Here is a 17,090-nt window from a genome sequence, read left to right as displayed (position 1 = left end):
CGTCAGGGCAGTTCCTGCGCCCGGGCGATGAGCAGGGCGACGTCGTCGTGGTTGTCGGGGTGGTGCAGGGTTTGCAGCAGGAGGTCGCAGGTCTCCTCCAGCGGGCGGGCGGGGTCGTCGAGCAGGGACAGCAGGAAGTCCAGGCGTTCGTCCAGGGAGTGGCAGCGGGTCTCCACCAGCCCGTCGGTGTAGAACACCAGCTCGTCGCCGGGCTCGAAGTCGACGGTGACGGTGGAGAACTCGATCCCGCCCACACCCAGCGGCACACCCGTCGGCAGCTCGAGCAGTTCCGGCGGCCGGCCGGGACGGACCCGGGCCGGCGGCAGATGGCCGGCGTTGGCGATCCGGCACTGCCGCAGATGCGGATCGTGCACGGCGTACACGCACGTCGCGATGGAGTGGTCCAGGGCCGACGTCGTCTTGTCCAGGTGCTCCAGCAGCAGCGCCGGGTCGAGGCCGAGGGCGGCCAGCGTGGTGGTCGCCGTGCGCAGCCGGCCCATGGTCGCGGCCGCGCTGATCCCGCTGCCCATCACATCGCCCACCACGAGCGCGGTCTTGCCGCCCTCCAGCGGGATGACGTCGAACCAGTCGCCGCCGACCTCGCTGGTGGCTCCGGCGGGCTGGTAGCGGGAGGCCACCTCCAGACCGGTCATGACCGGCGGATGGCCGGGCAGCAGGCTCCGCTGCAGGGTGAGCGCGGTGTTGCGGGCGCTCTGGTACCAGCGCGCGTTGTCGATCTGCACGGCCGCGCGGGCGGCCAGCTCCCGGGCGAGCAGCACGTCGTCCTCGTCGAACGGCGCCGGATTGCTGGTGCGTTTGAGGTCCAGGGCGCCGAGCACCTCCCCCCGCGCAATCAGCGGCACCGCGAGATACGAGTGCAGTCCCGCCCGGCCCAGCAGTTCGGCCGCCTCGGCGGAGCGGGCGATCAGCGGCAGGTCCTCGTCCTTCACCAGCGGCACCAGCACCGCCTCGCCCGAGCGCACGCACTCGGTGACCAGGCGGTCGGGTGCGTACCGGGCGATCCGGCCGGGCGGGTCTGCGGCCCGTACGGCGTCCGAGTCGTCCTGCGGGCGCACCGCGAGGGCCCTGATCACCGCCGCCTCCGACGGGCCGAGCGTACTGCGCCGGCCCTCCACCACCGCGTCCAGCAGGTCCACGGCGGCCACGTCGGCCAGCTCCGGCACGGCGACGTCGGCCAGCTCACAGGCGGTGCGGTCCAGCTCCAGCGTCGTACCGATCCGGGCGGAGGCGTCGGCGACGACCGCCAGCCGGCGCCGGGCGGCCTCCGCCGCCAGCGACGCCCGGTGCTGCTCGGTGATGTCGACCACCGAGACCGCGACACCGAGCACGTTGCCCATCGCGTCCTCGAGCCGGTACAGCGAGTGCGCCCAGGTGTGGTCCTGGTCCGGGTCGGCGGGGGTACGGCCGACCAGCGTGTTGTCGATCACGGGCACACCCGTCTCCAGCACCCGCCGGGCGTCGGTCTCCACGGGCTCTGAGTTCAGCATGGGGAGCACTTCGCGCAGCGTCCGGCCCACGTGCTCGGCGGCCGGCACCCCGTTGATCTTCTCCAGGGCCGGGTTGACCGAGACGAACCGCAGCTGGGTGTCCAGGACGGCGTAGCCGATCGGCGACTGCTTCACCATCCGCTCGGACAGCGCCACGTCCTGCTCCAGCCGCCGTACGGTCGTCTGGTCGGCGGCGAGTCCGAGCGCGTACACATCCCCGCGGTCGTCCAGCAGCCGCATGTTGCGGAACTCCACCAGGCGGGTGCTGCCGTCCTTGTGCCGGATCGGGAAGCCGCCGGCCCAGCTCTGGCCGGTGCGCATCACATCGGCGAAGAGCTTGCCGACCAGCTCGAAGTGCCGTTCGTGGACCATGAGCCGGGCGGCGTACTGGCCGAGGGCCTCGCCGGCGCTGTATCCGAACAGCTCCTCCGCCTGGGGGCTCCACAGCACGATCCGCCCGGTGGTGTCCAGCACCACCGAGGCCACGCCCAGTACGTCGAGCAGACCGCCGGGCCGCAAGGGCCCCCGTACCGGCTCGCCGCCCTCCGTCACCGGAGCATCGGCTGCACTCATGCCATGCACCGCCTTCGCCCGTTGGCACGGCACGTCGTCCCCCGTGCCGACTCCCCTGCTTCCACCGCGCTCACACCCGACTCCCCGACGCCTTCGCCGGTTACCTCCACCATCTCTCACCCCAGCGGTGCACGTCCGACGAAGCCGCCACGCCGGGGCGCGACCGCTCTCCCGGACATCGTGCACGCCGGTGCCGCGGGCCGGGAGAGTTCACGCTCATGTTGCTCCATTGGCCTGTACATGACCACCGCGCCACGCCAGACTGTCCGCCGTCCGAGTGTCTCCGCACACCCGCCTCGCACCCCCACACCCTTCGAGGAGTCGGCCATGCCCGCGTCCGCCCGGCAACGTTGTCACGCAGTCCTCGCCGGACTCGTCACCTTCGCCGTCGTGTCCCTCGCCGTGCCCGGTTCCGCCGCAGCCGCGGACACCTGGACGGAGACCGGCTCCGACCGCGCCCGTCCGCTGGACGAGAGCCAGGGGCTCGCCTCCGTCGAGGTCCCGGCGAACAGCCCCAACCGGTACACCGGTATCGGCACCATTCCGCTCGGCGTCTCCAGCCGCGGCTGGAACCACGTCGGCGACCCCGACGCCTCGTACAATGGCTACTACATCGAGCCCTATCAGCAGGACTCCGGCAACTCGAAGATGTACCGCGTGCAGGCGCCCGACGGCACCTGGTCGGAGTACGTCCACACGCTGAGCCCCGGCGAGGCCCTCAACAACTCCTGGGACGCCATCTCGCCCGACGGCCAGTGGATGCTCTCGGGCGAGTGGGGCACGATGAACCGCCTGCTGGTCTTCCCGACCCCCGGCGTCAACCCGGCCACCTCGCCCTCCGCGAACCTCCCGCAGGCCTCGACGGTCCACCTGGACCACGCCGTCCGCGACGTCCAGGGCTGCGACTTCTCCGCCCCCACCACCCTGCTGTGCTCCTCCGACGACCCGGACGGCAGCCTCTTCGGCCTCACCAAACCGCTGCTCCAGATCGACCTGTCGGCCCCGCCGAGCGGCTCCGCGGACGTCACCGGCCGGGTCACCGCGCTGCGCCAGCTGCCGCTGCGCAGTTCCTGCTCGGGCACCTTCGAGACGGAGGGCATCGACTACGACCGCCGCACCGGCATCCTGCGCGTGATCGTCATGTCGCCCGGCTTCTGCGTCCTGACCGACAGCAAGACGTACAAGTTCTCCCGCGGCTGAGCCCGCCTGGGGTGTGCCGGGCGGCCGGTGGTGCTTTCCTGAGGGTGGACGCGGTTCGGCGGGGTACCCCGTTCCACCGCAGCGCGGCCACGAAAGGAGCGATCAATGGCACACACGGAGCGGTCGCATCCGGAAACCGTCATGGTGGAGATCAGCGGTGACAAGGAGGACGCCCGCCTCGTCTTCGACGCGCTGGGCTCCTGCTTCGCGTCCGACCGGGGCGCGGACGAGGTTCCTCAGCAGCTCCATGAGGTCCGGCCGATGGTGTGGCTCGGCACGTACGACGTCGCGGACGCGCGTGGCCAGGGCTGCGAGCCGGTCCGCCTCGGCGCGGACGTCCAGGCGGACGTCCAGGGCGGCTACTGGGCCGTGGACCGGTTCCGGCACATCCTGGAGTCGATGTTCACCGTCGAGGAGACCTGCACGGCCTCCGGCGACCAGGAGCGGGATCTGCATCTGCGGCTGCAGAGCCGCTGACGCTCCTTCTCGCTACCGCAGCGCCCCGTCCGGCTCCGCGCCGGCCGGGGCGTACTGCGCCTCCCCGTCGCCGAAGGACCAGTCGACGCATGTGTTCTCGGTAACGGTGACGACGACGTTGCGTGGCTCGGTTCCGGTGCGCTCGTGCACCAGCTCGGCGATCCTCCGGTACAGCGCGCGCTTCAGCTCGGGGGGCCGCCCCGAGCGCATGGTGATCGCCACGAACACCACCGAGCCGTCCTTGGGTATGCCCAGGTGGTCGTCGTACCGCAGCGTGCTGGTGACGCCGTCGTGGCCGGTCAGCACCTGGAAGCGGTCGTCGGGCGGGACGCCGAGCGTCTCCACCAGAGCGTCGTGGACGGCCTGGCCGAGCGCGTCGAGGCGGGCGGTGCCGGTGCCGAGTGCGTCTATCCGGACGAAGGGCATGGCGAGGGTCCTTTCGAAGCGGGCGCGGGTCTCTTCGGGGTGCGTGTACATACTAGTAGGTACAGAGTGGCTGGTGTCACGCCCCCCGGTTGTGCAACTAGTTGCATAAACGTCGGGTGTCCTCTACAACAAGAGGCGACGACACCGCGCACGGAGGGCCCCGATGAGCCGTTACCCGCACCTGATGACCCCGCTCGACCTGGGCTTCACCACACTGCCCAACCGCGTGCTCATGGGCTCCATGCACGTCGGCCTGGAGGAGGCCGAGCGCGGCTTCGAGCGGATGGCGGCGTTCTACGCGGCCCGCGCACGCGGCGGCGTCGGCCTCATCGTCACCGGCGGCATCGCGCCCAACGAGGAGGGCCGGCCGTACGAGGGCGGCGCCAAGCTCACCACCGACGCGGAGGCCGAGCAGCACAAGGCCGTCACCGAGGCCGTGCACCGCGAGGGCGGCCGGATCGCGCTGCAGATCCTGCACTTCGGCCGGTACGCCTACCACCAGGAACTCGTCGCGCCGAGCCCGCTGCAGGCGCCGATCAGCCCGTTCGTGCCGCGTGAGATGACCGACGCCGACGTCGAGCGCACCATCGACGACTATGCCCGTGCCGCCCGCCTCGCCCGGCAGGCCGGCTACGACGGCGTGGAGATCATGGGCTCCGAGGGCTACCTCATCAACGAGTTCATCGCCGCGCAGACCAACCAGCGCACCGACCGCTGGGGCGGCTCCTACGAGAACCGGATGCGCTTCCCGGTCGAGATCGTGAAGCGGGTGCGCGAGGCCGTCGGCGAGGACTTCATCGTCATCTACCGCCTCTCCATGCTCGACCTGGTCCCCGGCGGTTCCTCCCTGGACGAGGTGATCACCCTCGGCAAGGCGGTCGAGGCCGCCGGGGCGACGATCATCAACACCGGCATCGGCTGGCACGAGGCCCGCATCCCGACCATCGCCACCTCCGTGCCGCGCGGTGCCTACACCTGGGTCACCAAGAAGCTCATGGGCGAGGTGTCCGTGCCCCTGGTGACCACCAACCGCATCAACACCCCCGACGTCGCGGAGGAGCTGCTGGCCGGGGGCTACGCGGACATGGTGTCCATGGCGCGCCCGATGCTCGCCGACCCCGACTTCGTCGCCAAGGCCGCCGCCGGGACACCGGAGGCGATCAACACCTGCATCGGCTGCAACCAGGCCTGCCTCGACCACACCTTCAGCGGCAAGATCACCTCCTGCCTGGTCAACCCGCGCGCCTGCCATGAGACCGAGCTGGTGCTCGCCCCGACCCGGCTGAAGAAGCGGGTCGCCGTCGTCGGCGCGGGACCGGCCGGACTCGCCTGTGCGGTGAGCGCCGCCGAACGCGGCCACGAGGTCACGCTCTTCGACGCCGCGAGCGAGGTCGGCGGCCAGCTCAACGTCGCCCGCAAGGTTCCCGGCAAGCAGGAGTTCGACGAGACGCTGCGCTACTTCCGCCACCAGCTCGACGCCCACGGGGTCGACGTACGTCTCGACACCTGGGTCACCGCCGAGACCGTGGCCGGTTACGACGAGGTCGTCGTCGCCACCGGCGTCAGTCCGCGCACCCCGGACATCCCCGGCGTCGACCACCCCCGCGTCGTCGGCTACCTCGACGTGCTCACGGGCGGCGCCCCCGTCGGCGACCGGGTCGCCGTCCTCGGGGCGGGCGGCATCGGCTTCGACGTCGCCGAGTACCTCACCGACGGCGGCGACAAGGCGAGCGAGGATCCGGAGGCCTACTTCCGGAACTGGGGCGTCGACATGGAGTACCAGGCGCCGGGCGGCCTCGCCGCCCCCCAGCGGCCGGCGCCGCCCCGCCAGGTCCATCTGCTCCAGCGCAAGACCACCAAGGTCGGCGCCGGCCTCGGCAAGACCACCGGCTGGATCCACCGCACCGAGCTCAAGCACCGCGGCGTGACCATGGTCCCGGGCGTGCGCTACGACCGGATCGACGACGCGGGCCTGCACATCACCGTCGGTGAGGAGAGCACGGTCCTGGAGGTCGACACGGTCGTCCTGTGTACCGGCCAGGACCCGCGCCGCGACCTGTACGAGGAACTGGCCGCCGCCGGGCGCAGCGTCCACCTGATCGGCGGCGCGGACGTCGCGGCCGAGCTGGACGCCAAGCGGGCCATCAAGCAGGGCACCGAGCTGGCGGCGGCGCTGTAGGGCGCCCGAGGCACGTCCCTAGGATGAGCCCATGTCACTCCCGCACGCGATCCTCACCGCCCTGCTGGAAAAACCGTCGTCGGGACTGGATCTGACCCGCCGGTTCGACAGGTCGATCGGCTACTTCTGGTCCGCGACGCACCAGCAGATCTATCGCGAGCTGGGCAAGCTGGAGGCCGAAGGGCTCATCCGCACACTGCCGGCCGAGCAGCCGGCCCGCGGGCAGAAGAAGAGGTACGACGTCCTGCCCGCGGGCCGCGCCGAACTGGCCCGCTGGACCGCCGCCGCCCAGGACCCGAGGCCCCAGCGGGACGTACTCCTGCTGCGGCTGCGGGCCGCGGCGGTGGTCGGCACGGCCGGTCTGGAGGCGGATCTTCGCCGCCATCTGGAGCTGCACCGGGGGCAGTTGGCCGAGTACCGGGAGATCGAGGAGCGCGACTTCCCACCCGACCGCGACACCCCCGAGGACCGGCTGCGCCACCTAGTGCTGCGGGCCGGCATCGACCTGGAGACCTTCTGGACCCAGTGGCTCACCCATGCCCTGGCGGAGTTCGCCGAACTGCCCGACGCCGACTGAGCCCCGCTCAGAGCCGGTACGGCTTCGCACGCCGGCGCAGGTACCAGCCCGTGGCGATCATTCCGGCGCCGACCAGGGCCCCGCCGACGCCCAGCGTCAGCGAGCCGTAGTCCCGGGTGGCGCCGCCCGCGCCGCCCATCACACCGCGGGAGGGCTTCGCCGTGGACGTCGACGAGATCGTCGGCGCCGAGGGTGCCGAGACGATCACCGACTGGGTGCCCGCCGTGCTGCCGCTGGAGCAGACCACGACCACGGTGTACGTCCCCGGGCTCACTCCCGACCAGGCCGCGGACTGGCTGATGGTCGTACCCGACAGCGCCACCTGCCGGCCCTGGGCGAAGTTGGCCTGCCGGCTGCCGAGCAGGGCCGCGGTGCCCCAGCTGCCGTTGATCTGGGTGCAGGCGCTGGTGACCACCGAGACGGTGGACCCGGTGGTGCTGACGGAGATGCCCGAGACCGCGGCGGACGGGCCGGCGAGAGCGGTCGGGAGCGCCGCGGCGGCCGCCAGGAACAGACCGGAGCGGACGAGGAGTCGCGAGGTGTGCATGGGCTGGCCTCCGGCGGCACGGTTGGCGGTACGTCCCATGCGCCGCCGGGGGTCGGGAAACGTCCGTGCTGCCTCGACAGCAGCCAACTCGGCCACCTGGGTGCCCGCACCCGGTAGGCAGCCGGTCAGGTGACCGATTCCCACGTCTGGCGCAGGGCGGCACGGGGCCCCGCGCCCTTGGCCGGCTGTCCGTCACCGCGTCAGGAGATCCCCGTGGTCACCGTCCGCTGTGCCGACCAGCCGCCCCAGGTGCCGTCCGGCAGCCGCGCCCGCAGCCGCACCCGGTGCTCCTCGCCCGCGCTCCGGCCGACGTAGAAGCTGTAGCTCGCCCTCCCGCGCGGCGGAGTGCCGCCCCACACCAGGGAGGTGGCCGAGGCGCCGTCGAGCTGGATCCGGTACTCGGTGACCACCCCGTCCACGCGCGGCGGGTCCCAGGACAGATCGAGGTAGTACGCCCCTCCGGACCGGTGGGTCGTCGCGCTGAAGCCGGTGGGGGCGGTGTTCCGGCCGTCGTCGGTGCCCGGGGTGGTGAGGCGGACCGGGGCGCTCACGGGGGAGAGGTTGTCGGCGGCGTCGCGGGCCCGCACCGTGAACACATAGCCGGTGCCGGGGCGCAGTCCGGTCACCACGGTCGCGGTCTGGCTCCCGCCGACGCTGTGGATCTTCGTCCCGCCCTGGTAAACGTCGTACGACACCACGCCCCGGTCGTCCCGGGAGGCACCCCAGGACAGCTGGACCGCGCGGCTGCCGACGATCCGCCCGGCGGGTCCCGACGGCCGGGTCGGTGCCGAGCGGTCCGCCGCCGCCCTGGCCGGTGTGCGCGCCCGCACCACACGGCTCGGCGGACCGAGCCGACCCGCGGTGTCCCGGGCCCGCACGGTGAAGGCATACCCGGTGGACGGCCTGAGCCTCGTGACGTCCACCATGTGCTGCGAACCCGGCACTTCCTCCACCTCTGTGGTGCCGCGATAGACCTCGTAGGAACGGATGCCGGGCACGTCCACCACCGCGTTCCACATGACGTGCACGCTCGTGGCGCTGCCCGCCTGCGCGGTGACCCCGGTCGGAGGGCCCGGCGCCCGGCCCTCGTCGCCGTCGGCGGCCCGGTTCCAGCCACAGGCCGCGACCAGCAGCAGGACCCCGCAGACCGGGACGAGCGGCCAGGGAACGCGTCGCACGGCTCTGCCTCCCCGGGCGGCGTCGGGATCACGTAAAGGTCCGGACCAATATGACGCGGAGGGGGCGGGGTGGCAAGAGGGCCGCGGTGGTGGCCGCCGGGGGCGTTACGTATGCTGAGCCTACCTACGGCTGAACTGCCCGCGAGGACAGGGGAGTTCACGCCTGTGGCGCGGACACGCTGTCGTCGCCGAACCCGCGCCGACGCGGGTGGCCGGGGGAACCGGACCGGCTTCGGCCCGGATCCCCGGCCCCTGTTGTCCCCGTGCATTGGGCCGGTTGGTGGAGTTGTCCCTCACGGGGTGTCATAAGCGTGCTCCATCCGGCCGCTTCGGAGTGGCCCGGACAGCCGGGGCCGTGTACGCGCACCACAGTGTGCTGGATGTCCGCCCGTCCCCGTCGAGAGGGCCCCTGATCGTGCGTGTCCCGTCCTTGACGCTGGCCGTCGCCGGCGCCACCCTGCTCGCCCCGGCTGCGCTGCCCGTCCCGGCGGTCGCCCTCCCGCCCGGGGAACGGTCCATGGCTCGCGGCGGGGGCGCCGTGGCCGCCACCGACCTGCTGGCCCGGCTGGGGGAGTGCCACCAGATCTCCCGGGGCCGGTACCGCACCGACACCGACAGCCCCGCGGACGTTCCCGTCTGCGGCACCAGGGACGCGGTCTACTGGAAGGCCGACCTGGACATCGACTGCGACGGACAGTCCACCGCCCGCTGCAACGGCCGTACCGACCCGCAGTTCACCGACTCGACGGCCTTCGAGCAGTCCGACGGCCGCCATCTGAACGCCGAGACGCTGCCCTACATCGTCGTGCCGGCCCCGAGCCCCATCTGGAACCCCGGCAAGGACGGCGTACGCGGCGGCTCCGTCGTCGCCGTCATCTACCGGGACCGGGTGCAGTACGCCGTGGTCGGCGACACCGGTCCACGCGACGTCATCGGCGAGGCCTCCTACGCCACCGCCCGGCGCCTCGGCATCCGGGCCGACCCGCGCGGCGGCGGGGCGCCCTCCGGGGTCACCTACATCATCTTCAAGAACTCGCGCGTGGACCCCATCGAGGACGACGCCGCGGCGGCGGCCGCGGGAGCGCGGCTGGCCCGACTGCTCGTCGCGGACGGGTGACCAGCGCGCCCCCGTGGCCCGGTCAGACCTTGCGGTAGCCGTACGCCTCTTTCGCCGCAGCCTCGACCGCGTCCAGGTCGGCGCCGGTGGCGGCGGTGACCACGGCGGCCACCGCGCCCTCGACGAAGGGCGCGTCCACCAGCCGTGAGCCGTCCGGCAGTTCGTCCCCCTCGGCGATCAGCGCCTTCACGGTGAGCACGGCACTGCCGAGATCGGTGAGCAGCGCGACCCCGGCGCCCCGGTCGACCGACGCCGCCGCGGCGCAGATCAGCTCGGCGCTGGTGCCGAGCCCGCCGCCCTCGGTACCGCCCGCCGGGGCCACGGGCAGCACCGCCGCGGCCCCGCCCGCCAGCCCCTTCGCCAGCTCGGCGACCGAGGCGGCCACCTCCGCGCTGTGCGAGACCAGCACGATCCCGACCAGCTTCTGGTCACTCACCGTCAGCCCTCCGCCGCTTCTTCCAGTGCGGCGATCAGCAGCGCCGACGAGGTCGCGCCCGGATCCTGGTGGCCGATGCTGCGCTCGCCGAGATAACTCGCCCGGCCCTTGCGGGCCTGCAACGGCGTGGTGGCCACCGCGCCCTCCTCGGCGGCGGCCCGCGCGGCGGCGAAGCCGCCACCGAACGCGTCCACGGCCGGCGCCAGGGCGTCGATCATGGTCTTGTCGCCGGGGGCCGCCCCGCCGAGCGCCATCACCCCGTCCACACCCGCGCGCAGGGCCTCGGCCAGCTGCTCGGGGCTGACCTCGGCTGCATCGCCGAGCGCCTTGCCGGTCCGGCGCAGCAGAGTGCCGTACAGCGGCCCGGACGCACCGCCGACCGTCGAGATGAGCTGCCGCCCGGCGAGGGTCAGTACGCCACCCGGGGTGTCCGGCGCCTCCTTCTCCAGGGCGGTCCGCACGGCCCTGAAGCCGCGCTGCAGATTGCTGCCGTGATCGGCGTCCCCGATGGCCGAGTCGAGGGCGGTGAGCCGCTCCGCCTCGCGTTCGACGGACGCGGCGGTCGCCGCCATCCAACGGCGGAAGAAGTCGGCGTCGAGCACTGGGTCTCCTTGCGTATAGGGATGATCACCGGCGTGGTGCGGGTGTTGGTCGCCTCGTTCGCCGTATCACATCCCCCAGCGCAGGGCCGGGGTCTTCACCGGCGCGTCCCACAGCCGCAGCAGTTCCTCGTCGGCCTGACAGAGCGTCACCGACGCGCCCGCCATGTCGAGGGACGTGACGTAGTTGCCGACGAGCGTGCGGGCCACGGCGACGCCGCGCTCGCGCAGCACACGCTGCACCTCGGCGTTGAAGCCGAAGAGCTCCAGCAGCGGGGTGGCGCCCATGCCGTTGACCAGCACCAGCACGGGGTTGCGCGGGGGCATGTCCTCCAGGATCGCGTTCACCGCGAAGTCGGCGATCTCCCCGGAGGTCATCATCGGCCGCCGCTCCCGGCCCGGCTCACCGTGGATGCCGATGCCCAACTCCAGCTCGCCGTCCGGCAGTTCGAAGGTGGGGCTGCCCTTCGCCGGGGTCGTACAGGCGCTGAGCGCCACACCGAAACTGCGCGCGTTCTCGTTCACCTGGCGGCCGATGGCCTGCACGCGTTCCAGCGGCTGCCCCTCGGCCGCGGCGGCGCCCGCGATCTTCTCCACGAACAGGGTCGCACCGGTGCCGCGCCGGCCGGCGGTGTACAGGCTGTCGGTCACGGCCACGTCGTCGTTGACGAGCACCTTGGCGACCTGGATACCCTCGTCCTCGGCGAGTTCGGCCGCCATGTCGAAGTTCAGCACGTCACCGGTGTAGTTCTTCACGACGAACAGCACCCCGGCGCCGCTGTCCACGGCGGCTGCGGCGCGCGCCATCTGGTCCGGCACCGGCGAGGTGAACACCTCTCCGGGACAGGCGGCGGAGAGCATGCCCGGCCCGACGAACCCGCCGTGCAGCGGCTCGTGCCCCGACCCGCCGCCGGACACCAGCGCGACCTGCCCGGCCACCGGGGCGTCCCGGCGGACGATCACCCGGTTCTCCACGTCCACGGTCAGGTCCGGATACGCGGCCGCCATCCCGCGCAGCGCGTCCGCCACGACGGTCTCCGGCACGTTGATCAACATCTTCATGGGTGCCTCCTGGTGAGACTAGCAGGTGGGCCCTTGACCTGCATTTCCCCAGGTCACGAGGGCTACGGTCAGTTATCGATCGTGGCGGTCGGCGGCGGCTCCGGTCGGGCTCCGGCGGTACTGATGCTGACTCGATGCCGACTTTGGTGACGGGGCGTCAGGTGCCTGTCGTCGTCGTTCGCGGCTCGGTTCACACGCTGATATCGGCAGTATCGACCTTGCGGCCGGGAAAGGTCACGTGGTGCGAAAACGGCTTCACCTTATGAGGGTGATCAATGAGAAGGGCGGAGGGTGAATCGGTCGCTCGGCGCGGTGACCGGAGAGGCGTGCTGAGTGACGGCTCGGCCTGTCTCCGGGTGCCCGCCGCGGCTGGTCGAGCGCATCGACCGCGGAGGCATGGGCACGGTGTGGCGGGCCGAGGACGAGGTGCTCGCTCGCACCTGTCCGACGCCGAGGTCGCCACGCTGTACGAACGGACCCGCCGCCAGGCGCGTAGCGCGGCCCGGGTCGTCCATCCCAACGTGGTCGTGGTCCACGACGTCCGTGGTCGTGGTCCACGACGTCGTCGAGGACGACGGGCGGCCCTGCATCGTCAGTGGACCACGGCCCGGAACGCCAGCCCGATCAGCCGGTCAGCCGTGGTCAGGGGAAGGCGAGGGAGCGGGCTGTGGTGCCGACGAGAGCGAGAGGCTTGAGTGCGCGGGATACCGCTCGTCGTAGCGGCGCAGCTTCCACAGCGCGACGGCGCCGATCCAGGTCACCAGGAAGGTGACCACGATGACGATGCCGATCGTGTTGAGGTCGACGGCGGCCAGCCATGACCACGGCGCGCGGTCGGCGGCGCCGAGCCGCTCCGCGAGCAGGGAGACCAGTTCGACCGTGCCGACGACGAACGCCACGAAGATCGACAGGCCGGTCATCGTGAGGTTGTAGTAGATCTTGCGCACCGGGTTCGAGAACGACCACTCGTACGCCTTCGCCATGAAGACGCCGTCGGTGGTGTCCATCAGGCTCATGCCGGCCGCGAAGATCAGGGGCAGCGCGATGATGGCGAGCGGCGGCAGCGTGCCGTCCGCGGCCGAGCCCGCCGCGAGGCCCAGCGCGCCGACCTGGGTGGCGGTGTCGAAGCCCAGGCCGAAGAGGACGCCCACGAAGTACAGCTGCCAGCTGTGCTCGATGAGCTTGTTGTAGCGGCCCTTGAAGACCCGGTTCATCAGGCCGCGGTCGGACAGCAGCTGCTCCAGTTCCTCGGGCCGGTGACGGCCCTGCTTCGCCTCCCGCCAGGTGCGGTAGATGCCGTGCAGCACGGCCAGGTTCATGGCGGCGATGGCGTAGAGGAACACACCGGAGACCAGCGTGCCGATCACCCCGCCGATCTCGGCGAAGCCGGCCTGGAAGCGGTTCGCCGCCTGCGCGGCGAAGGCGATGCCCAGGGACAGGCCGAACACGACGGACGAGTGGCCGAGCGAGAACGCCAGTCCCAGTCCGAGCGGACGCTTGCCCTTCTGCAGCAGGTAGCGAGTGGTGTCGTCGATCGCCGAGATGTGGTCGGCGTCGAATGCGTGGCGCATGCCGAGGGTGTACGCGAGTCCGGCCGCCCCGGCGTACAGGAGCGTGCCCTGACTGTCGGCGATGTCGTGGTACCGGGCGTTGTAGTAGGCGAAGAACCCGAAGCCCGCGACGTGCAGCGCGGCCACGAAGCCGTACATCGCCACCAGGCGGCGTATCTCGCCCCGGTCGAACCGCCGGTTCGGCCGGACGGATGTGGCGGTCGTGCTCATGGGCAGCCCTTTCGGGACGACGTCGATGGCCAAGCCTTACTGCGCTGATTCTTCAGATGCGAATCTTATGCAGCAAGGAGGGCTGCTTTCTCACCGGGTTCGGACGTCACGATGCCGGCTCGATCGGCAGCTCCAGGAGGACCTCCCAGCCGCCGTCGGCGGTGGGTCCGAACGTGACGGTGCCGCCGAGGAGGGCGGCACGCTGTCGCAGGGCCACCAGGCCGTAGTGCGCACTGGGCAGGGGCAGGGCGGGCCGGGTCGGCACGCTGTTGCCGACCGTGACACGAACGACGTCGCCCTTGCGGCGGGCGTGAACGGTGACGGCGGCGCCGGGTGCGTGTTTGCGTACGTTGGTCAGCGCTTCCTGGACGGTGCGGTAGACGGCGCGCTGCAGGGCCGGCGGAAGGTCGGCGGGCAGATCCGTCGTCAGGTCGGTGTCGATACCGCTGGCGTCGATCAGCCGCCGTAGGCCGGCCAGGGAGGGCTGCGGGGTCAGTTCCCCGGGGCGGCCGCGGGAGTCACGCAGGACGTTGACCATGTGCCGCAGTTCGTCGAGCGTCTGCACACTCAGTCGCCGGATGGTGGCTGCGGCTTCCCTCGCTTCGGCGTCCCGCGTGCCGACCTGCAGCGCACCCGCCCGCACCGCGATCAGGCTCACCTGGTGGGCGACCACATCGTGCATCTCGCGTGCCAGCTGCGCGCGCTCCTCGGCCAGGACGGCCTGTGCGCTCAGCCGCCGCTCATGGTCCCGGGCCTGCGAGATCTCGGCCAGCCGCAGCGACAGATCACACCGGGCCTGAACCAGCTGGCCGAGGAAGACGGGCGCCGCAGCCGTCGCCGCGGTATAGCCCAGAGTGATCAACGCCGAGGCGGTCCACAGATCCAGATGCGGCGGCGGCGACCAGGAGGTCATGTCGCAGAGCGTGTACGCCATGGCGCACACGGCCAGCAGCATCCGGCTCCGGGTGCGCGTGGCCAGGGTGTACAGCGCCGCCAGCGCGGCGAACGTCGCGTCCGACAGCAGGACAGCGGGCAAGGTGAGCAGGAAGGTCGGCAGCGGCCGGCGTCGGCGCAGCAGAAGCAGGCAGGCGGCGGCCAGGGCCAAGCCCATGCGCATCGGCTCGTCCACGCCGACATGCACCCAGACGTCCAGCAGTGCGGCGCCGACGAAGCCGGCATCACGCAGTGCGCCGGCCAGGCGGCGGGGCATCATCCCGGCTCCAGGTCTCGGGACGGTCTGAGGAGTCCGGCGCGTTCGGCGACCAGGGCTGCCTGGACGCGGCTGCCGACCTCCAGCTTGGTGAGGATGGCGCTCACATGGTCCTTCACCGTGCCGGTGCCCAGGTGCATCCGGGCGGCGATGTCCGCGTTGGACAGTCCCGCGGCGATCAGGACGAGCACGGCGCGTTCGCGCTCGGTCAGCCGGTCCAGGCCGCGGGTGGCGGGTCCCTGGCAGCTGGCCTCGAGGTATCCGTCCACGACGGTCCGCGTGACCTTGGACGACAGGACGGTTCCCCCGTCGGCCAGGGCGCGCACGAGGAACGGCAGCTGCTCCGGGTCGGTGTCCTTCAGCAGGAAGCCCGCCGCCCCGCAGCGCAGGGCCGTGGTCACGTACTCGTCCATGTCGAACGTCGTGAGCATGGCCACCACCGGAGGCTGCGGCAGCCGGCGCAGCTCGGCCAGGACGGACAGCCCGTCCACGTCCGGCATGCGGATGTCCAGCAGCACGACGTCCGGGCGCGTCTCCCGCGCCGTCCGTACCGCCTCCCCGCCGGGAACCGCCGCCACGACCTCCAGATCGTCCGCGGCGTCCAGGATGCACCGGAAGCCCGTACGGATCAGGGCCTCGTCGTCGACCACCAGTACCCGGACCACGCACGCTCCCACTCGCCGTCGGATCACCGTCCGTCGTACCACGCCGAGCAGCGCCCCGCTTCCCGAGACGGACCACCGGCCAGGTGGCGGGGCCGGGGCCGGCCGGTCGGCGGGGACGCTCCGGCCTGCTGCCGGATGGTTACGGCGACCGGGTTCACGAACCCTGGAGAACGTGGAACGCGACGAGTCGGACCGAGGTGGCGCCGGTGGAGACCGCCCGCTGCCGCCGCAAGGGGGCCGGCCCGACGGCCCAGCGGCATCGGCCTGGCGGTGCCGCACCCCGGCCACGTCACGCCGGGCCGCATGAGGAGGGCAGCCGCATGACGATCAGCCTGACACTGGTGTGCGCGCACCCCGCAGACGCGACCTTCGGGCCCGCTCTGCCCGGTGACTGCGGCATCGACGGAGTGAGCACCGTCCTGACGACGCTCGGCCCCGACACCCCGGCCATGCGGTCGCCCACGAGCCGCTGCGCACGAACCGCCGCAGCCCTCGCACTGAGGGCCACGGCGGAGCCCGCACTGCGCGACCTGGACCCCGGCACATGGCGCGGCCGCACCGCGGCCGACATCGTCGCCGCGGACCCCGACGGATACAGCGCGTGGCTCACCGACCCGGATGCCGCCCCCCACGGCGGCGAAACCGTACGCCAGCTCTGCCACCGGACCGGGCTCTGGCTCACCGGCCTGCCTGCCGACACCGGCCACGCCGTGGCCATCGTCGAACCGGCCGTGTGGCGGGCCCTCCTCGTACACGGCCTGTCCGCGCCCGCACGAGCCTTCTGGCAACTCCGGATATCGCCCTGGCACGCCGTCTGCCTCACGCGTCACCGTGGCGTCTGGAGCATCCAGCCGGCCACCATATTCCCCGCACCCAAGCGCCGGCCGGTGTCCGACACCGCCCAGCACCGGGCCGCGCTGCGGGCGTGACGGAGGGGGCTCCCCGACACTCGTCCTTCGCCCATACGTGGACGCAAGCCGTCGGAGCGTGATCGCCCGCTTACCATCTGTCGCATGCCGCAGGAATCTGCCGGCCGCGCGGGGGCGCGCAAGCCGGCCCCCGCTCTCCTCCTGGGACTGGTGCTGCTGCTCCTGTCCCACGCTGCCGCATGTGCCGGGCACCTTGCCGACGGCCACGCGCACGACGCACCGGTGGCCATGTCGGCGGCACCCGAGGCAGCCGGAGCGGCCGTGCTGCGGTCCGTCCGGCAAGCGGCGGAGGACGGCGACCCGGGTCACGGAGCGCGCGAACACCCCGGCCATGACAGCCTGTGCTGCGATCCCGCGGACCTGCCCGCCGGGCCGCGCGTCACGGCCGGGGCCGTGCTCCTCGCGTACACACTGCTCGCGCTGCTCTCCTTGCGTCATCGCGCCGTGGACGTCGTACCGCAGGGTGCCCCGCCGGGGGGAGTGAGTCCAGACCCCGTACGCGGCCCCTGCGGCTCCCACCTGCTCAACCTCGTGTGCGTCAGCCGTACCTGACGGTGCCGCCCGGCAGAACGCCGGGCCCTCCGGCACATCCACCCGTACGGCAGACACGTGGCTCCCGCGGCAGC

The 17,090-nt window shown here is 72.2% G+C and carries 17 protein-coding genes and 1 pseudogene; 8 read left to right on the top strand and 10 right to left on the bottom strand.

Annotated elements, in window-relative coordinates:
* Nucleotides 1-2 precede the first annotated feature (2 nt).
* Nucleotides 3-2,081, bottom strand: coding sequence for a SpoIIE family protein phosphatase (locus ABZ624_RS24145; protein ID WP_360092538.1), 2,079 nt, complete (start codon nucleotides 2,079-2,081; stop codon nucleotides 3-5).
* Nucleotides 2,082-2,408: 327 nt separating this feature from the next.
* Between ABZ624_RS24145 and ABZ624_RS24140 the strand changes: the two genes are divergently transcribed.
* Together ABZ624_RS24140 and ABZ624_RS24135 are read left to right on the top strand one after the other, a co-directional pair.
* Nucleotides 2,409-3,281, top strand: coding sequence for a hypothetical protein (locus tag ABZ624_RS24140; RefSeq protein ID WP_360092535.1), 873 nt, complete (start codon nucleotides 2,409-2,411; stop codon nucleotides 3,279-3,281).
* A gap of 105 nt (nucleotides 3,282-3,386) precedes the next feature.
* Entirely contained in the window at nucleotides 3,387-3,758 is a 372-nt protein-coding gene (locus ABZ624_RS24135; protein WP_360092532.1) for a hypothetical protein, read from the top strand.
* A 12-nt stretch (nucleotides 3,759-3,770) separates the two neighbouring features.
* On the opposite strand, the gene ABZ624_RS24130 is transcribed toward ABZ624_RS24135, so the two are convergent.
* On the bottom strand, nucleotides 3,771-4,184 hold the full coding sequence (locus tag ABZ624_RS24130; protein WP_360092529.1) for a tautomerase family protein: 414 nt from the start codon (nucleotides 4,182-4,184) through the stop codon (nucleotides 3,771-3,773).
* A 163-nt stretch (nucleotides 4,185-4,347) separates the two neighbouring features.
* Between ABZ624_RS24130 and ABZ624_RS24125 the strand changes: the two genes are divergently transcribed.
* On the top strand, nucleotides 4,348-6,363 hold the full coding sequence (locus tag ABZ624_RS24125) for an NADPH-dependent 2,4-dienoyl-CoA reductase (protein ID WP_360092526.1): 2,016 nt from the start codon (nucleotides 4,348-4,350) through the stop codon (nucleotides 6,361-6,363).
* A gap of 31 nt (nucleotides 6,364-6,394) precedes the next feature.
* On the top strand, nucleotides 6,395-6,940 hold the full coding sequence (locus ABZ624_RS24120; protein ID WP_360092523.1) for a PadR family transcriptional regulator: 546 nt from the start codon (nucleotides 6,395-6,397) through the stop codon (nucleotides 6,938-6,940).
* Nucleotides 6,941-6,947: 7 nt separating this feature from the next.
* On the opposite strand, the gene ABZ624_RS24115 is transcribed toward ABZ624_RS24120, so the two are convergent.
* Both ABZ624_RS24115 and ABZ624_RS24110 read right to left on the bottom strand, forming a co-directional pair.
* Entirely contained in the window at nucleotides 6,948-7,487 is a 540-nt protein-coding gene (locus ABZ624_RS24115; RefSeq protein WP_360092520.1) for a hypothetical protein, read from the bottom strand.
* Between the two features lie 200 nt (nucleotides 7,488-7,687).
* Nucleotides 7,688-8,665 (bottom strand): fibronectin type III domain-containing protein, encoded by a 978-nt coding sequence (locus ABZ624_RS24110; protein ID WP_360092517.1) that lies wholly within the window; start codon nucleotides 8,663-8,665, stop codon nucleotides 7,688-7,690.
* 415 nt (nucleotides 8,666-9,080) lie between these two features.
* Here ABZ624_RS24110 and ABZ624_RS24105 point away from each other — a divergent pair, with 415 nt between their 5' ends.
* On the top strand, nucleotides 9,081-9,782 hold the full coding sequence (locus ABZ624_RS24105) for a glycoside hydrolase family 75 protein (RefSeq protein ID WP_360092514.1): 702 nt from the start codon (nucleotides 9,081-9,083) through the stop codon (nucleotides 9,780-9,782).
* Nucleotides 9,783-9,804: 22 nt separating this feature from the next.
* Here the strand turns inward: ABZ624_RS24105 and ABZ624_RS24100 are convergent, their stop codons facing one another.
* From ABZ624_RS24100 to dhaK, 3 genes are all read right to left on the bottom strand, one after another.
* Nucleotides 9,805-10,218, bottom strand: a complete 414-nt coding sequence (locus tag ABZ624_RS24100) for a PTS fructose transporter subunit IIA (protein WP_360092511.1) — start codon at nucleotides 10,216-10,218, stop codon at nucleotides 9,805-9,807.
* A gap of 2 nt (nucleotides 10,219-10,220) precedes the next feature.
* Nucleotides 10,221-10,820, bottom strand: a complete 600-nt coding sequence (dhaL, locus tag ABZ624_RS24095) for a dihydroxyacetone kinase subunit DhaL (RefSeq protein ID WP_360092508.1) — start codon at nucleotides 10,818-10,820, stop codon at nucleotides 10,221-10,223.
* A 66-nt stretch (nucleotides 10,821-10,886) separates the two neighbouring features.
* Nucleotides 10,887-11,879 (bottom strand): dihydroxyacetone kinase subunit DhaK, encoded by a 993-nt coding sequence (gene dhaK, locus ABZ624_RS24090; RefSeq protein ID WP_360092505.1) that lies wholly within the window; start codon nucleotides 11,877-11,879, stop codon nucleotides 10,887-10,889.
* Nucleotides 11,880-12,275: 396 nt separating this feature from the next.
* On the opposite strand from dhaK, the pseudogene ABZ624_RS24085 reads away from it, so the two are divergent.
* Nucleotides 12,276-12,473 (top strand): annotated as a pseudogene (locus ABZ624_RS24085) (serine/threonine protein kinase); the annotation flags it as partial.
* A gap of 38 nt (nucleotides 12,474-12,511) precedes the next feature.
* On the opposite strand, the gene ABZ624_RS24080 reads toward ABZ624_RS24085, so the two are convergent.
* The 3 genes from ABZ624_RS24080 to ABZ624_RS24070 form a co-directional block, all read right to left on the bottom strand.
* A complete protein-coding gene (locus ABZ624_RS24080; protein WP_360092502.1) occupies nucleotides 12,512-13,660 on the bottom strand; it encodes a HoxN/HupN/NixA family nickel/cobalt transporter in 1,149 nt (382 codons plus the stop codon).
* Between the two features lie 106 nt (nucleotides 13,661-13,766).
* Nucleotides 13,767-14,873 carry a histidine kinase gene (locus ABZ624_RS24075; protein ID WP_360092499.1) on the bottom strand — a complete coding sequence of 369 codons (1,107 nt, stop codon included), beginning with the start codon at nucleotides 14,871-14,873 and terminating at the stop codon, nucleotides 13,767-13,769.
* Nucleotides 14,870-15,535 (bottom strand): response regulator transcription factor, encoded by a 666-nt coding sequence (locus ABZ624_RS24070; RefSeq protein ID WP_360092496.1) that lies wholly within the window; start codon nucleotides 15,533-15,535, stop codon nucleotides 14,870-14,872. The genes ABZ624_RS24075 and ABZ624_RS24070 overlap by 4 nt, the downstream gene beginning before the upstream one ends.
* A 320-nt stretch (nucleotides 15,536-15,855) precedes the next feature.
* Between ABZ624_RS24070 and ABZ624_RS24065 the strand changes: the two genes are divergently transcribed.
* Complete coding sequence (locus ABZ624_RS24065) at nucleotides 15,856-16,464, top strand: histidine phosphatase family protein (protein ID WP_360092493.1); 609 nt, start codon at nucleotides 15,856-15,858, stop codon at nucleotides 16,462-16,464.
* Nucleotides 16,465-16,548: 84 nt separating this feature from the next.
* Nucleotides 16,549-17,016, top strand: a complete 468-nt coding sequence (locus ABZ624_RS24060; RefSeq protein WP_360092490.1) for a hypothetical protein — start codon at nucleotides 16,549-16,551, stop codon at nucleotides 17,014-17,016.
* Nucleotides 17,017-17,090 lie beyond the last annotated feature (74 nt).

Source organism: Streptomyces sp. NPDC007205 (genome assembly GCF_040634095.1).
Lineage (GTDB): Bacteria > Actinomycetota > Actinomycetes > Streptomycetales > Streptomycetaceae > Streptomyces.
This window is presented reverse-complemented; position numbering and strand designations above follow the sequence as displayed.

Bases quoted from the DNA above. Each gene is read 5' to 3' on its own strand.
- ABZ624_RS24145 (WP_360092538.1), bottom strand. From the start codon at position 2,081: ATGAGTGCAGCCGATGCTCCGGTGACGGAGGGCGGCGAGCCGGTACGG.
- ABZ624_RS24115 (WP_360092520.1), bottom strand. From the start codon at position 7,487: ATGCACACCTCGCGACTCCTCGTCCGCTCCGGTCTGTTCCTGGCGGCC.
- ABZ624_RS24080 (WP_360092502.1), bottom strand. From the start codon at position 13,660: ATGAGCACGACCGCCACATCCGTCCGGCCGAACCGGCGGTTCGACCGG.
- ABZ624_RS24125 (WP_360092526.1), top strand. From the start codon at position 4,348: ATGAGCCGTTACCCGCACCTGATGACCCCGCTCGACCTGGGCTTCACC.
- ABZ624_RS24130 (WP_360092529.1), bottom strand. From the start codon at position 4,184: ATGCCCTTCGTCCGGATAGACGCACTCGGCACCGGCACCGCCCGCCTC.
- ABZ624_RS24120 (WP_360092523.1), top strand. From the start codon at position 6,395: ATGTCACTCCCGCACGCGATCCTCACCGCCCTGCTGGAAAAACCGTCG.
- ABZ624_RS24075 (WP_360092499.1), bottom strand. From the start codon at position 14,873: ATGATGCCCCGCCGCCTGGCCGGCGCACTGCGTGATGCCGGCTTCGTC.
- ABZ624_RS24065 (WP_360092493.1), top strand. From the start codon at position 15,856: ATGACGATCAGCCTGACACTGGTGTGCGCGCACCCCGCAGACGCGACC.
- dhaK (WP_360092505.1), bottom strand. From the start codon at position 11,879: ATGAAGATGTTGATCAACGTGCCGGAGACCGTCGTGGCGGACGCGCTG.
- ABZ624_RS24060 (WP_360092490.1), top strand. From the start codon at position 16,549: ATGCCGCAGGAATCTGCCGGCCGCGCGGGGGCGCGCAAGCCGGCCCCC.
- ABZ624_RS24140 (WP_360092535.1), top strand. From the start codon at position 2,409: ATGCCCGCGTCCGCCCGGCAACGTTGTCACGCAGTCCTCGCCGGACTC.
- ABZ624_RS24135 (WP_360092532.1), top strand. From the start codon at position 3,387: ATGGCACACACGGAGCGGTCGCATCCGGAAACCGTCATGGTGGAGATC.